A 16142-nucleotide genomic window follows, 5' to 3' on the forward strand; every position below is an offset into this window, starting at 1 on the left:
AAACGGCGGTTATTTACAATCTCAGGGCGCGGATCCTTGCGCCCCAATTAGATTTCCCCTGATTGCACTTAAGCGTGCTGTTTGCTGGTTTGCAAATGAGGGCCCGCAGCGACCAATGCCATGCCATTTTGGGTATCGGTAAACTTGGTGAAATTCTCAATAAACAATTCCGCCAAATTCTCGGCTTTTTCAGTCCACTGACTTTCATCACTGTACGTTTTGCGAGGGTCGAGTATTTTAGAGTCAACCGCCGGCATGGCGTTGGGGATCTGCAGGTTAAAAATTGGCAAGGTATAAGTTTGTGCTTCGTCCAGTGAGCCATCGAGTATGGCGTCGATGATGGCACGGGTGGCCTTGATAGAAATACGTTTGCCTGTGCCGTTCCAGCCGGTATTAACCAAATAGGCCTTGGCGCCAGATGCTTGCATACGGCTGCGTAATACTTTGGCATATTGGGTGGGGTGCAGGCTTAAAAAGGCCGCGCCAAAACAGCTGGAGAAGGTAGGCGTAGGTTCGGTAATCCCCCTTTCGGTACCTGCTAATTTGGCGGTAAAACCAGATAAAAAGTAATATTCGGCTTGTTCGGCGGTCAGTTTAGACACCGCAGGCAAAACCCCAAAGGCATCGGCGGTTAAAAAGATAACCTTATCGGCATGACCCGCCCGAGATATGGGTTTGACTATGTTATCAATATGGTGAATAGGGTAAGAAACCCGGGTATTTTCGGTTTTTGAGCCGTCGTCATAATCAATCTTACCTTGGGCATCAACGCTAACGTTTTCCAGCAGCGCATCTCGGCGAATGGCCTGGTGAATGTCCGGTTCGTTCTCTTGGCTTAAATTGATGGTTTTGGCATAACAGCCGCCTTCAAAATTAAATACGCCGTTGTCGTCCCAACCGTGTTCGTCATCACCTATCAATTGGCGATGGGGATCAGTAGACAAGGTGGTTTTGCCGGTGCCGGAAAGGCCAAAAAAGATCGCCACGTCGCCGTCTTTACCTACATTGGCACTGCAATGCATAGAAGCGATGTTTTTAAGGGGCAAAAGGTAGTTCATTATCGAGAACATGCCTTTTTTCATTTCGCCGCCGTACCAGGTGCCGCCAATCAACTGAATTTTTTCGCTCAGGTTAAAGGCCACAAAATTCTCTGAATTTAAGCCATGGGCCTGCCAATTGGGGTTGGTGGTTTTGGCACCGTTCATCACGACAAAATCTGGCTCATAGCTGGCGAGCTCTTCATCTGTGGGGCGCAGAAACATGTTTTTGACAAAATGGGCTTGCCAGGCAACTTCAGTTATAAAACGCACTTTGAGGCGGGTATCTGCATTGGCGCCGCAATAGGTGTCGACCACAAATAGGCGTTTGGCGGATAACTGCTCGGTAACCAGGGTTTTTAGCTCAGACCATACCGCCTGTGAAATGGGTTTATTATCGTTTTTACCCTGGTGAGACCACCATACTGTGTCTTTGCTTACGTCATCATGCACTATGTATTTGTCTTTTGGCGAGCGGCCGGTAAACTTACCTGTGTTAACACATACTGCACCTGATTCGGTTACCACGCCTTTTTCGTATCCCTCAAGGCTAGCGTTAGTCGTCTCTTCAAACAGAAGATCATAAGATGGATTATGCAGAATTTCGCTAACGTTAAGAATGCCGTAACTTGCTAATTCTTCTGCTAATGCTGATATATTCATGAATAGGTAATCCTTTGATTGATGATCGCACCGCCCCGATGCGGTTTCAGTTTATTTACCCTTAGTTAAACTGAAGAGTGCAGTAGTATTGTTTTTGACTAACGTCGTTTCTGATTATATTGGTTATTTGGCATATTTATTATCATTTTTTGAAAGTTATTTGGTAATAAAACGTAATAACTTACAACTTTTTGCCTGGCATCCGGATGTTCTGTATAGCGGGTAGGCAGGTCATTCTTGCTGAATGTGTTGCTGGGTGGCGGTTTGGGGCGGGTTTGCATTGGGTGGGCCATGCGGTATTACCCTGTCAGAGGTTTGATTTTATGTAACCGGTGCTGGTGAATTACGGGTTGTTTTGGTTTGTTTGTGGTTAACATAAGGGCAAGAGGTAATGAATAAACCCACAGTGGAGTATTTGGCGGACCTTGAACTGTTACTGGATAAACAACAGATTATCCAGGATATCAGCCGCCGCCGGGCATTTGGTACCGACGCCAGTTTTTACCAGTTAGTGCCGGCGCTGGTACTAAAGCTGCACGATCACCAGCAAGTGCAAGACGTATTGCAACTGAGTAATGAACACCAAGTAGCGGTAACCTTTCGGGCGGCTGGCACCAGTTTATCGGGCCAGGCGATCACCGATTCGGTGTTGATCCTGCTTAGTGAACATTGGCGAGGCCACCAAATTCTTGATAACGGCCATAAAATTCGCCTGCAACCCGGGGTGATAGGCAGTGACGCCAATCGTTACCTGGCCCCTTATGGCCGTAAAATTGGCCCAGATCCAGCTTCTATTAATACCTGCAAAATTGGTGGTATAGCGGCCAATAACGCCTCTGGCATGTGCTGTGGGATCAGTCACAATACCTTTTACACCTTGGCAGATATGAGCCTTATTCTGGCCGATGGCAGCCAGGTTGACAGCAGCGATGCACAAAGTGTTAAAGCGTTTCGCCAGCTGCACAGCGCCATGTTAACCGAGCTTGGCCAACTAGCTGAGCAAACCCGCAATAACAGCGAGCTTAGCCAACTTATCGAACATAAATACCGCCTGAAAAACACCTGTGGTTATGCCCTTAATGCTCTGACCGATTACAGCGATCCCCTGGATATTTTATTACATCTGATGGTGGGCTCGGAAGGTACCCTGGGTTTTATCGCCGATATTACCTATTGCACCATAGTAGAACACCCCCACAAAGCCAGTGGTTTGTATCTGTTTAGCAGTGCCGCCCAAGCCTGTGCAATGGTAAACGGTTTAAGCCTGGTGGCGGTGGATGCAGTGGAGTTGATGGATCAGCGCGCCCTTAACTCGGTGCATGGCCAGCCGGGCTTGCCTGATAGCTTTTGTGGCAACCCCGACAGTTATACCGCCTTGCTGATTGAAACCAGTGCCGAGGGTGCCTTGGGCCTGGCTGAACAAATGGAGATGATTGGCCAGCTAGTGGCCGGGCATAACCCGGTGGCGCAAATCGCCCTGAGCAACGACGTTGAGCTGTGCGCCCAATTATGGGCCATTCGTAAGGGTACCTTTCCGGCAGTGGGGGCGGTGCGCGAAACCGGCACTACGGTGATCATCGAAGATGTGTCGTTTCCCTTAGCCACACTGGCCACGGGGATCAGCCGTTTACATGCGTTATTCGATCGTTTTGCTTACACCGAAGCGATCATTTTTGGCCATGCCTTGGCAGGCAACCTGCATTTTGTATTTACTCAATCTTTTAATACCCCTGGCGAAATACAGCGTTATGCCGATTTTATGCAGGCCTTGACCCAATTGGTAGCCCTGGAATGCCAGGGCGCCCTTAAAGCTGAACATGGCACCGGGCGTAATATGGCACCTTTTGTGGAACTGGAATGGGGTACCCAGGCGTATCGGGTTATGCAGCAGCTCAAGGCCCTGATTGATCCTAAAGGCATTTTAAACCCCGGAGTGATTTTAAATGCCGACCAGCAGGCCCATCTTAAACACCTCAAACCCATGCCCCAGGCGAATGAACTGATCGACAAATGCACCGAATGTGGTTTTTGTGAGCCGGTTTGCCCCGCGAAAGACTTAAGTTTTTCGCCCCGCCAGCGCATAGTGATCTGGCGGCGAATACAGCAACTAAGTCAGCAAGACACCATCAGCGAGACAGAAAAACAAGAGTTGGCAAGTTTAGAAAAAGATTTTCAGTACCTGGGTATCGATACTTGTGCGGCCACAGGTTTGTGTGCGGTGCGTTGCCCGGTGGGGATCAATACCGGGGATTTGATCCGCCAGTTGCGCAGTGAAAAAATCACTAAGTTTGGCCGGGTGATGGGCCAATTCAGTGCCGGGCATTTTGCAGGGGTAAGCAAATCCATGGCCTTGGGCTTAGGTTTGTCGGCCTTTGCCAGCAAAACACTGGGCCCTGGGCGCACCGATAAAATCGGTGCCGCCCTGCATAAGGTAAGTGCCAAGCGACTGCCTTTATGGTTTAGCCAGTGGCCAGGTAAAGCCCCGGCTTTACATTTTAGCCCCCCAAACAAACACAAACCCCTTATCTATTTCCCCAGTTGCGCCAGTCGCACTATGGGAGCCAGCCCCCATGAGACCGATAAACGCAGCTTGTTTGAGGTGGCCACATCGGTGTTTGCCAAAGGCGGATATGATTTGATCCTACCCGATGAGGTGACCGAGTTATGTTGTGGCATGCCTTTTAGCAGTAAAGGCCTGCCACAGCTTGCCAAGCAAAAAAGCCAGCAACTGGCGGAACAGTTATTGGCCATCAGCCAGGGTGGGGCGATCCCTATTGTGTTTGATACCAGCCCCTGCCAGTTGCAAATGGCGAGTTTAGCTTTGACCTTGCCCATATTTGAAATCAGTGAGTTTATGGTTAAACACGTGCTACAGGATTTACACATTACCCCCCAGCTTGAGCCCGTGGCCCTGCACATTACCTGCAGCAGTCGCAAGATGGGTTTAGAACCTTATTTGCAGGCATTGGCCCACGCCTGCGCCCAAGAGGTGATCGAGCCTGAACACATTCAGTGCTGCGGCTTTGCGGGCGACAAGGGGCTGTTTGTGCCCGAACTCAACGCCAGCGCCCTGAGTACCCTTAAACAGCAAATCCCCCCTAATTGCCATGCCGGTTACAGCAATAGCCGTACCTGTGAAATCGGCCTAAGCCTTCACGCTGGTATTCCTTATCGTTCGTTATTATTTTTGCTCGACAAGGTGAGCCGTGCCAAAAAAATGGCCAAAGCAAAAGACGCCACCCCCAGTTAACCTGAAAAACTGCCCAAGTTGCCCGACAAAACGCGGCGAAATAAGCGTTATGTGACCCCAACCATAGGTTAGGGGCAAGATTTTTAGTGGTTTTTGTGGTAGATTAGCTGGGCAGGTGTAGGTGGTTAACGACAATGCTCTTGAGTATTGCTGCCAGTGAACTGGCTGAAGCAACCATACTCGTGTTGGCTACCAGGCGCTGATTACGTCGCATCGGGAACGGACCCGGGGTGTATTCACCGGAAGCGATCAAACGCCAAGCTTAATAAGTGCCCCAACATTCGTGTTTTTAGCCCAACTCAGCTATCGCGTGATATCAACACTGGGCTTGAGCAAACTGCTCAACTCACTTTAAAAAAAGCGTTGTTCAGCAATTTTTGTAAGCTTGGTGTATGCCACTTGAGTGACCGCAGGTAAATGCCACCTTATCGGCAAGTATTGTGTGTAAGGTATTAATAACTATAATAATTAACTGGAGGTAGAGATATGGAATTCGACAAAGAGTCGGCAAACAGCAAAGAATTGGAAATTAAAGTATCGTTAAGAACTTCACTTATCAGCATGGGATTAGAGCCCAGCGTTACCGAAGAATTCATAGCCAATACTTTGAACGCTTCTATTTCGGTTAAACCTCCCAGAAAGCAAATGTCAGAAGCCACATCCGAGGCAACATCTAAAGATGGTGAAAACACCAAGCAAAAACCCGGCAATATTAAACTCAGTATTACTGCCCTGATTGATCAGATAGTTAAAACCTCACCGGCTGGCCACATCATCAAGCCTGAGCCCTGGGTCGCCGTTTTTGCCTTTATCGAAGTGTTACGCCAAAGCTCTAATTTACAAAACGTTAAGATCACTGAAACTGACGCTATGGTCATTTGGAGCATGTGGTTTGTAAGAAATCGTCGCAGCAATACCATCAGCAGTGACGACCTGCTCACCAAGCTAAATACCCATATTACCAAATATGAACGCACGGCACTGACGCAAAGTGAATTAGATGCCAGCGTTAAAACCCTGGAAAAAATCAGTACCATCAAGCAATCAAAAAATGCACCAGAAAGTTGGTACCTGGTGGGCTGGGTTAAAAGAAGCTACGAGTAACCTTAAATAATTCCAAGTTAAAATGGCTGCCCGGTTTTATCGCCTTCGCAGCCATTTTTTTGCCCGTATTCCCATGACAACAAAACCTGTGCCCTAAAACGGCAAGTAAATATTGCTCCGTAGCCAACCAATTGCTATAAAAAACCACCAAGCAACGTAAATAAATTAGCGCTAGTTGGTACTGCATATGAAAACCTTATGTTTATTGATGGCACCTGGCCACAGCTGCTATTAATGGGCCTTGTGACAATTAGGGGCAATAAAATACAAAGCAAATTCTCTGAGGATGTCATTCTTTTATCCGATCTGAAAATCAATCCAGGTAATCTTGTGGGTCGCGCCAATGACACGTTTTAGCCTATTCTGATAACAAGCAAAGGGCGGCGGGCGGCAGTGTTGCAAGGACTGACTGATATACGTGAGGGCAACACGGTCACATTGAATGAGGCTGAAAAAAATACTCGGCGTTAGGTAAATGAAACGCGTAATCGCGCGCTTGGCACTAAATGACCTACTAGTTATTTAGGCATATTACCAAGGGTAGGGCGTTACCCAAATCAGCCAATAGTTTGTAAGTGTTATTCTCAAACGGGCGCAAAGGCTGATTGACCACCTGACTCGGGGAGGAAAATTCTTGAGTTCGATCAAGAGATAATTCGAAAAATTACTTATCCGTAGTTTCGCATTATTTACCCGCGCTATACTTTAAAATCAATTCGCTTCGGGTATGGCGTATTGCTGGGATTGAGCGAAGTCTGCTGTTACTACCTGGACAAAACATAATATGGCGTTAAACGTGGGCCCATAACGGCTGTCATTGTTTTTTCACAAGAAAAACCGCAAAATCAATACCAACCTACGCGTCAGTTAACGAAGTGTTAAGCAAACAAGGAAAGTCTAATGAAACTTTTAACACCGCTATTTATCTTTCTCCTATTTCCATTGTCTGCGACTGCCAATGACTCAATATCTCAAAGCGAGCTAAAACATAAATCAGAAGCATTCATTAGCGCTAAAAATGCAAGACAACAACCCGACACGACCATAGAAGATATAGACTACTTCATTTCATTTTTGTCCGATGATTTCATTGACGAACATATTAAGTTTAACGTTACGGTGACAAATAAAGCGGACCTTCGAAAAGGTATGATTGAGAAGATGAAAGATAAAATTTTCTTCAGTGAAATAATTATTGATCAGATTATGGTTGGGCGGAATGTGGTGTTCGTTAAATATACTGAACACGCAAAAGTTCAACCAAGTCACATCGATAGAGTTGTCGAATATACGAGTACTAACATTATGTCTTTGGAGTTTAACAGTGAAGGCTTCATCAATCACATACGCCGACACCATGGATAACTGTTTGCCTAACGAATAAGGGTAGGTCGCGCGCAGCCCTTGATTAAGGGGGGCTCAAACGTTGCTGTATACCACACTGCTCCTTAATTTACCTTCAACATTCAAGGGCATCAGAAGTACAGAGCATCATTCACTCTGCAACGTAGCGGCTTCGTACAACAAACCAATTAACAAGCGACTTTGCAGCCAAACAAAAACTCGCAAGCCTCGCGTGGCACATCGCTAAATTACCCGTTATTGTGAGCGTAACCTGTTAATACAGTCGGAGGTACAGTGAACGTTGAAATTCAATCCAAGTTTAATAACTACCCGCAACAGGCGAGAAATCAGCTGCTCAAAGTACGCGACTTAATATTGGCCATCGCAGCCGATAAGGGGGTGGGCAGCGTAACAGAATCGCTTAAGTGGGGTGAGGCCAGCTACCACATAAAAGGGGGTAGCCCAATTCGCATAGATTGGAAGCCCAAAGACCCCGATAACATCAAGGTCTACTTCCATTGCCAGAGCAAATTGCTCGAAACGTGCAAAGAACTTTACCCAGATGATGTTAAATACGAAGGCAACCGAGCCATTGTTGTACCGCTCAATAGCAAAATTGAAGAAGGGCCACTGCGCCATTGTATCGCTCTGGCTCTTAACTATCACAACGTAAAACACCTGCCGTTGCTCAGGGAATAGGCGGGTAAAAACAGGCAACAAAGTAACAAAAAATTAGCAGCATCAAACAATCTTAAAATGTACCGTGCAACCCCATTAGGTATCTACCAACGGGTACTTTCTGCTTCACCGTAAGTTTCAGGATTATGCAAGTTTTAAACTTATTGACTATAGTGGGAACAGCAGTGTTTGGCAGGGACTGCCAGTTAGATTGACCCTTTTCATATATCAACCATTACACAAGCTAAACACCGTTAAGTTACCTACGTCTGAAAATCGCTGTAACAAAGGGGGGGATATGTTATACCCCAAAAATTATAAAAAGCCTAATGCCCCCATAGCCATTGACCAGGGCTATAGTTTTTTTAAACGTTGTGAGCAACCAGCTCCAGTCTGAGGAAAAAATGTAGGATTGGCTTTACAAATGGCACCGGATCACTATTTTTTTTAATGCATAAAGTAGGTGCTTAGCGATGTTAATGATTAGCCCGGTAAACCTCTGCATTTCTGGTGTATTCACGTCGCTCATCATTACACCATACATCAGTTAGCATCAGGGCAATTTAAACGGGGTTAGTTGGTGCGCTAAAATTTTATTCAAAGGAGAGCTACATGGATGAAGATATAGATTTTTTTGAAGGTCAACGGCCATTAACTAAACTCGTTCTTGTTTATCATAACGGCAAGGCAAAATTAACGCTAACACCATGGGAAGAATGGCGACTAATCGAACCAACGCCATTTACATTACGTTGCGGCAATAAACGCGATCGAAAAATTACTCAGCGTATTGGTATTGAGCATTCTCAACACAGTTCGTTCGAATCTTCGATTGGAAGTACTCTAGGTATAAAAGGAATAGCCTCGATTGAATCATCATGGAAATCAACTATCGGTACAAACATTAAATTTGAAGTTGGTTCTGAAATTGAAGATACATTTTCTTTTGAGTCGCCAGCTTGTGGATACAAGCTGGTAAAGCTTTTTCAGAAAGTCAGAGTGATACATCTACAGTATGAGGATACTAGATTTTGGCATAAAAACGCGGTCGAAATTTCATTGGTACAATGGTTGAAATCGATTTATGACGCAACAATCACGGTACAATTTGATCCGAGTTGCAAGTGCGAGCACTCTTCAGATTTAGAAGAGAAGAAAGGTTCGCCGGTCAGGATCGTGGCAGGTCTTATCGCCAAATTAGCAATACTCAGAACTGACAACAACCAATTAGAGTTTCCTGAAAAGGCAGAATCTTTAAACGATTATTTCACCTGGGGGGGCAGGGAGGTACCCGGTCAAATACCCGCTGATATTTTGCCAGATTACCTGCGCTTTCTATCAGGAGTAGACGACGGCGAATTCCTGGATGTTAAAGCCTGGCAAGAGTCTGTTCAGTTTGTAACTACGCCAGAATTTAATCACCCTGCCGGGGAAGTAGAAATAGAGTTTGACCAATTATTCCAACAAGTTGCACACACCTCGGCGCTTATGCCAGCTAAATTTGAACGGGTTTCAAATGAAGGGTCTTCTGTAGATATTCGAGAGCACGTTAAGGTACAAGATGATAGTTGATCACTGTTTTAAAAAAAATTCAAAAACGCGGCTCAAATTTTCTAGCCGCTCTAACTTTCCAATAATATCGGCCGAAGTGCACGTGGTCAGCAGAAGTACTAAATGAAGATATCGCCAAATGAAAAATGTTCCTAAGAGTCATTTTTATAACGACGTAAGGGTAATTGAAATATGATCACTTCGTTCGCAAAAGCATGCTAACCCCCATAACCCCCATAACCCCCATAACCCCCATAAATCCCAAAAAAGCCATGACATGAAGCATTCCCGCTGATAAAAGGTGCACCGTTTGGCCGCCTCAGCCCAACCTTTTACGACAACAGGTCAATTAAACCGAACACTTAAAAACTAACCACAACATCATAAAACCCTATCAAATATAAATATTGTATGGATAACCACCGCTTAATTCGGTTTGATCCCATATTCATGTTGTTTACACTTATAAAATAAATGTAGCCAATCTGCGACCTTTTAGTTGATTCACAAACGGCTACGCAGTATGGTGGAAAAACGCGAAATATTTTGGGCGCTGGTTCTCGCAATTTAGAGATCCAAAGCAAAATATGCAGTTACGCAGGGTAGATTTAATGAGTAAGGCAAATATCGCAATTTACGATGAACAAGCCACAGGCTTTTTCAATCTGTACGAGAGCCTGGAATTTGAACGGGTGCACGCTGATTGGTTAGGGTTATTGCCCAGTGGCGGTTACGCCCTCGATATAGGTGCTGGCTCGGGCAGAGATGCAGCCAAACTTGCAGCAAAAGGTTTTACCATATTTGCCGTAGAGCCTGCCTCAGCGTTACTTGCGCTAGCGCAACGTACCCATACATCGGCTAATATAAGCTGGTTTAATGACGAGCTGCCTCTACTTAGCACGATTGCCCAATCCCAGACGTTTGATTTAATTTTACTCAGCGCCGTGTGGATGCACCTAACCCAAGAACAGCAAACTACCGCGTTACCTGCCTTAATCCCGCGCCTTAATCCCGAAGGCCTGTTAGTTATTACCTTACGTACGGGTTTATATAGCGATGGGCGAAGCAGTTATACCGTACATACACAGCAGCTTATTGAGCACGCTGAAACCCAAGGGCTAGTGTTGCTTAAATTAAGCACTAACCACGATAAGTTAAAACGCGAAAACATCACATGGCTATCCTTGGTTTTTAAACGTCCAAGCCTGGTTCCTGGGCCGCACCAATAATCCCCATTGGCTATTCTGGTAACATGCCGAGGGCGGTTATTCGGGGACTGACAGTTATTCGTGAGGGCAACACTGAATCTTTCACGTGCTCATATTTGATTTCGTCGAATAACACTTCTGTAGTTACGTATAGTTGAGTTATATTAACGGTAACGCGGAGGACTAGTACATTAGCTACCTTTTATTCTCATCTTCTGAAATGAAAAAATTACTAAAATTGACTGACTGTGAGTTGATGCATTTACGTACATCAGGTGAGCTGACATTTCAAAAAGTGGGTAGGGCCTTTAGGTATATTCTGCCTAGTAATTTTTCTTTTATGCAGCACCCATTAGGCAAACAGTTAACAGAATGGCATGTTGATAGTCACCTTCGAACGATAGACAACACGCCTTCCGCTGTTTCAAAGCGCTTTTTAGAAATGCTTGTGGCAGAAATACTAATACCGATTGAGTGCGAATTTAACGACATAAAAATCACCTACGGTTTTACCTCTACAGCATTGGCAAAGTACATTAAAAAGCATTCGCCTGAAGGCACTGCGTCTTCGCTCGATCAGCATACGTCCTGTGAGCAAAATCAACGGGGGGATCAAATTTGTGATAGAGGCGGTAGCGCTTGCGATTTTTTAGTTCCTGGACACTCAATGGCTAATGTGACCCGTTTCATCGTTAATAATTTGAACTTCGATCGACTATATTATTACGGTGAGGATCGCCCCATACACGTGAGTGTAAATGACGAACCTTGTCGCCATCTGCAAGTGATGCAGGAAAGCAAACTAGGAAGACGATTTCCAGGTAAAAAAGCGTTCGCTGATGCAGCCATATTACTGGCAAAGGAGCTTTAATTATGGACGCCGCACTTTTTTCTAGTTTAGTTAGCCAAATTCAAGTAGGCAAAAAACTACCCGACGCAATCTACATTCACGAAAGCGCTTTAAGTGATATTCCCCCGAAATTAGCCACTATTATCAGTGCCGTAGGCAAGGCCCTTAAAATTCCCACAGAGCACTGGAATATCGTAAAGTTATCTCGAAAAAATTTTTCGATGAGTTTGCTGCACTATCCAACCTTCTTTGAAGAATCATATCCAGCAATAAAGCAAAGCGTAACGGTCGATTTAGAAAAATTAAGTCACAAAGTAACTGACTATTCGAAATACGACAACCCGCCAATATTGCATCGAAAAGAAACAATGATCACCAGTGAACATCCTGCTTTTGATGACTTTAGTTTGATAACTCAAGAAGGCGAAAATGCTGGACTGTATGAAAACTCACGACATATTGGATTTAAAGCATCCTGGGAAGCGATCATAAACTCTCATGGATATGAACTTGTAGATGGTCGCCTTTTTAGAAATTCTGCACTAGCTACTAAAGCAGACCAACAACAAATAAGTCGCGATAAAACGGCAATCGTTCGATACGACTTTTCAGCGCCGATGAAAACCTTAGCCAAAAATGGTTACTTGGAAGGGCAATATTCGATTTTCGATTACGGGTGTGGCCGTGGCGATGATCTACGTGAATTAGAGGCGCATGGTCTCGACGCTTTGGGATGGGATCCTAACTTTTTACCCGATGCTAACAAGGTACTCTCAGACCTCGTTAACATAGGTTTCGTGGTCAACGTTATCGAAGATAGAAACGAGCGTATTGAAGCAGTGCAGGGCGCCTGGGCACTTACCGCAAAGCTATTGGTTGTATCAGCCATGCTAGCCAACGAAAGTTATCTAACGCAATTTACACCCTATAAAGATGGCATCATTACCAGCCGAAATACCTTTCAGAAGTATTTTACGCAAAGTGAATTGAAGTTATTTATCGAACTCAGTCTTGATGAGCAAGCTATTGCCGTTGCGCCAGGCATTTATTTTATATTTAAAGATAAAGATTTCGAACAAGAATACCTACAAAATCGACACCGACGTCAACACTCATGGGAGCATAAATCCAATCCCATCGACGTAAAAGAAGCCACAACAAAACTGCTATTCACGAAACATAGCGATTTGTTTGAGTCATTTTGGCAGGCTTGTTTGCTATTAGGGCGGTGCCCAGTCGCTGAGGAATTTAACCAGTCAGCTGAGCTTATTGAAGTGATGGGAACGATTAAAAAAGCATTTAGGCTGTGTAAAAGCTTTTATGACCAAAGTGATATGCTTATTGCACAGCAAATGCGACGGGAAGATTTATTGGTTTATTTCGCTGTAGGTTTATTTGGCAAGCGTAAACCTTACAAACATCAACCTGAGCAAACAAAGCGTGACATTAAAGCTTTTTTTGATACGCATACTGCAGCGCAAACCGAGGCAACTGACTTACTATTTCAAATAGCAGACATCGAAAAAATTGAGCAAGAATGTATCGCCGCAAACGACAAGCTACCAGCTAGCGTTCTAGACCGTGAATACGACAAGCCCCACGCGCTAACCTTGCACAAACAGTACCTAGATTTACTGTCACCACTACTACGAGTGTACGTGGGTTCAGCGCTGCAGCTTTACGGCGAATTAGAAGATATACAGCTGATTAGAATTCATATCACATCAGGTAAATTAACCCTGCTTGGCTACGAAGACTTCGAGACTGAAGCGCAGCCTCGATTAAAAGAAAGGGTAAAAATAAAAATGGCCGAACAAGATGTAGATTTCTTTGATTATTCAAGCGAATTTTCGATTTGTTCACTATTAAATAAAGATAAATACTAACTTTATTTAATCCGAAAGTAATTTTATAAAATACAAGTCATCTTCTAATAGTTCAGGGTCTTGATCTATTTCGAGTTTTATATAACTTAGCCCCCCGTTCGCGTAAGCTTCTATCTCTTTTTTTACAAGTTTAATTTGCTGAGAAATAAACTCTTCATCCTCAAATTCAATAGCACTCATGTCAAATTCCGATAGCGCAATCGCACATGTTAAAAGACTATTAGTTAGGGATAAAGGTTGCCAATTTTTCATTTCCCAAAAATCCTTTAACTTGTCATCTTCGGTTAATTCTATTCTTTGGTTTTTATATAATCCGATAAAAAATGCATAGGTATAAAGCTCGTAGGCATTTGAAAAACTTTTAGCTTTTATATACTTATCCGCCTCTGCTCCGCCACCAAATTGCGAAAGTTGATCAAAGAAATCTTGATGTTTCGGCAAATACCCTGGTCGTAGGTTCCCAAATTTGCTTTTAAGAATAATCATAAATATACCTCTTTAATATCTACACTGAGATCTGATCTATTGTTATTATCCCCTGAAGGAGTAAACGAACTAATTTGATATACTTTTCCAATCTTGAAATATTTAAGATATTTCTTTTTATCGTCATCTAGAAAATCGTAAGTAGTAACAATACTTTGAGAGAATCTCTCACTTAGAGTTTTATAAAAACCAAACGTATAGTTTTCTGCCATTTTAGATGTAGGGGCATCTGAAATAAGTGAGTAATTATCACTCCATTTTGCGCGAGCAGTGAGAATAGCCATTATTAAGGCCAACTTAACCAATATTATATTAGAATCATTTGGTGACTTTATTATAAAACCATCACTATCAACTATTTCAGGTATATAACTTCCATTAGACAATTTTCTAAATTTAATATTTCCTTTAATAGAGGAGTTTTTCGAAGTCATACTTTCAAATATTTCATTAGCAGAAGACTCCAACTCTGAAATTATACTTTTGAATACTTGCTGCTTTGTGGAGTTTACTATTTTTAATAGTTTTGAAAAAATGTTTTCAGCTGTTTCTATTTTAGCGTCAATTTCACCAGTCACGAGTTTATCGATTTTCTTCTGTATATCGGTTTTATTATTGTTTGCTTTTTCCAAGTTATTAAGTAACTCAGCTTTATTTTCCTCAAACCTATCTCGTTGCTTGCTGTGTGATTTATAAGAACCAACAATGTCTTCTGATTTGTCTTCTTCAATTAATATAGTAAATTGACTGTCTATCTCCCTAATTTTTTTTCCGGCATCAGCTAATTTGGTTCTTAAATCTTGTATTTTTTCCAACTCATCCAAAATAGAATTATCTATCTCTTGTATAGAAACTCCGTACCTAAGATTATTCTTGTAATAATCTTCAAGTTCTTCGGAAAAATCGTTGTTGAAAATATTTTTAGGCGTTTCTCTTTTAATTAAACTCAATATATGTTCGTAAGCTTCAGAGCCTTCTAAAGCATCTCTCCCACAAACAAAACAGGCTTGATCTTCGAGCATTTTCTCTACGTGAATAGGCTGTGGCACATTCATCGGGAGCTTTATCTGAACTAGTTTATCCGTGTTCTCTTTTATATTATGTTGAGCAACATAATTTTTATACTTCGATTCAAATCTCTTAAAAAATGGTTCGGCATTCTTTAAAATCCAATGTTTTTTGAATAAATTTTTGGAAAAATCATTATTTTTGTTTAGTAGCTCTTTTTCTAGTCTTTTATATTCACTGCTAAGATTCTTTTTTTCAGCCTTATACTTAGCTTTCGACTCAGCATCATCGACCTTACTGATTAACTCCTCGACTTTTATTTTCGCTTTTTCAATTTGTATATTACATGTCTCAATGTCTTGCTCATATTTATTTATTTTCTTTAAACAGAATTCCATTTCTGTGTTGAGTGCGTCACTTTTCTTTACATCAGAACTTAGTCTGTTTTTATGCTTCTGTAACTCATTTGTAGCTTTACTGCTACCATTAGTTGCTATAGAAATAAGCTCTTCGTAATCTGTTATATCAGATAAAAGGTTAACTACTTTTGTTAATGCGGTGCTATCAGATAGGTCCATCAAACTATCCACTTGTTCACCCTGAAACCACATATAAGGTTCAATATGTTTTGGTATTACTCTTTGGAGTATACCTGCATGCTTTTGTATTGGGACTAAAGTCCACTTAGCTTGCGTGAATTCGTATATCAGTATTGTCGAGTCGGAATTTGAATCCCAGTTTCGTTCTCCCAATTTTTTAGCCGAAAATATTCTTTCGAGTTTATATCTTGTGTCGTTCGAACTAGTGACGAACATAATCACTTCTGCGGAAATGCTCGACCCTATTTCACATACAGACTTAGCTTTATCAGAAATTATATTTTCTTTATATATTCTGGTATTGATCATCTGCCTTTGATCTGACAGAAATATTTGGTTGTGAATAATCCAATAAAAAGCGTCGTACAGCTTAGACTTACCTCCTCCATTGTCACCTATAATGAGGTTTAAACCTTCTGTGAAGTTTAAAGTATTACTTTCGTGACTTCCGGAATAACATTGGAAGTTTTTCATTGAT

The 16142-nt window shown here is 42.9% G+C and carries 11 protein-coding genes; 8 read left to right on the forward strand and 3 right to left on the reverse strand.

Annotated elements, in window-relative coordinates:
• Positions 1-68: 68 nt before the first annotated feature.
• Positions 69-1700, reverse strand: coding sequence for a phosphoenolpyruvate carboxykinase (ATP) (pckA, locus tag AC3RV5_RS10535; RefSeq protein ID WP_489731875.1), 1632 nt, complete (start codon positions 1698-1700; stop codon positions 69-71).
• A gap of 391 nt (positions 1701-2091) precedes the next feature.
• Here pckA and AC3RV5_RS10540 point away from each other — a divergent pair, with 391 nt between their 5' ends.
• The 8 genes from AC3RV5_RS10540 to AC3RV5_RS10575 all read left to right on the forward strand — a co-directional run bounded on the left by AC3RV5_RS10540 (position 2092) and on the right by AC3RV5_RS10575 (position 13571).
• Complete coding sequence (locus AC3RV5_RS10540; protein WP_489731876.1) at positions 2092-4950, forward strand: FAD-binding and (Fe-S)-binding domain-containing protein; 2859 nt, start codon at positions 2092-2094, stop codon at positions 4948-4950.
• Between the two features lie 486 nt (positions 4951-5436).
• Complete coding sequence (locus AC3RV5_RS10545) at positions 5437-6054, forward strand: hypothetical protein (RefSeq protein WP_489731877.1); 618 nt, start codon at positions 5437-5439, stop codon at positions 6052-6054.
• Positions 6055-6954: 900 nt separating this feature from the next.
• Positions 6955-7419 (forward strand): nuclear transport factor 2 family protein, encoded by a 465-nt coding sequence (locus AC3RV5_RS10550; RefSeq protein WP_489731878.1) that lies wholly within the window; start codon positions 6955-6957, stop codon positions 7417-7419.
• Between the two features lie 273 nt (positions 7420-7692).
• Positions 7693-8097 (forward strand): DUF1801 domain-containing protein, encoded by a 405-nt coding sequence (locus AC3RV5_RS10555; RefSeq protein ID WP_489731879.1) that lies wholly within the window; start codon positions 7693-7695, stop codon positions 8095-8097.
• Positions 8098-8688: 591 nt separating this feature from the next.
• Positions 8689-9648, forward strand: coding sequence for a hypothetical protein (locus AC3RV5_RS10560; protein ID WP_489731880.1), 960 nt, complete (start codon positions 8689-8691; stop codon positions 9646-9648).
• Between the two features lie 590 nt (positions 9649-10238).
• The gene (locus AC3RV5_RS10565; RefSeq protein ID WP_489731881.1) at positions 10239-10856 is read left to right on the forward strand and encodes a class I SAM-dependent methyltransferase; all 618 of its coding nucleotides are present in this window, start codon (positions 10239-10241) and stop codon (positions 10854-10856) included.
• 319 nt (positions 10857-11175) lie between these two features.
• Complete coding sequence (locus AC3RV5_RS10570; protein ID WP_489731882.1) at positions 11176-11706, forward strand: hypothetical protein; 531 nt, start codon at positions 11176-11178, stop codon at positions 11704-11706.
• Positions 11707-11708: 2 nt separating this feature from the next.
• Complete coding sequence (locus tag AC3RV5_RS10575) at positions 11709-13571, forward strand: DNA phosphorothioation-associated putative methyltransferase (protein ID WP_489731883.1); 1863 nt, start codon at positions 11709-11711, stop codon at positions 13569-13571.
• Positions 13572-13577: 6 nt separating this feature from the next.
• Here AC3RV5_RS10575 and AC3RV5_RS10580 read toward each other — a convergent pair whose 3' ends face one another.
• Entirely contained in the window at positions 13578-14057 is a 480-nt protein-coding gene (locus AC3RV5_RS10580; RefSeq protein ID WP_489731884.1) for a hypothetical protein, read from the reverse strand.
• Positions 14054-16138, reverse strand: coding sequence for a hypothetical protein (locus AC3RV5_RS10585; RefSeq protein WP_489731885.1), 2085 nt, complete (start codon positions 16136-16138; stop codon positions 14054-14056). The genes AC3RV5_RS10580 and AC3RV5_RS10585 overlap by 4 nt, the downstream gene beginning before the upstream one ends.
• Positions 16139-16142 lie beyond the last annotated feature (4 nt).

It is taken from the genome of Paraglaciecola sp. IT1134 (assembly GCF_058068185.1).